Origin of the sequence: Staphylococcus gallinarum (assembly GCF_000875895.1) — a bacterium.
Classification (GTDB): Bacteria; Bacillota; Bacilli; order Staphylococcales; family Staphylococcaceae; genus Staphylococcus; species Staphylococcus gallinarum.
Map to the genome: position 1 here is coordinate 1 of NZ_JXCF01000259.1, position 267 is coordinate 267.

Annotated in this window: 1 rRNA gene; it reads right to left on the reverse strand. The window is 34.8% G+C overall.

Annotated elements, in window-relative coordinates:
• A 23S ribosomal RNA gene (locus tag SH09_RS15685) occupies positions 1 to 85 on the reverse strand; the annotation flags it as partial.
• Positions 86 to 267: the final 182 nt, after the last annotated feature.

A 267-nucleotide genomic window follows, 5' to 3' on the forward strand; every position in this document is an offset into this window, starting at 1 on the left:
CTCCCCAAAGCATATCGTCGTTAGTAACGTCCTTCATCGGCTTCTAGTGCCAAGGCATCCACCGTGCGCCCTTAATAACTTAATCTTTTTGTTTTCCAATACAACGTCGTTGTTTGAAAACCCAAAATGTTATTAATCTGTGAGTGTTCTTTCGAACACTAGCGATTATTTCTTTTTGAATTCAAGCTTTTTTAAAACTCTAATTCACTCGGTTTTGCTTGGTAAAATCTATATATTTTACTTACTTATCTAGTTTTCAATGTACAA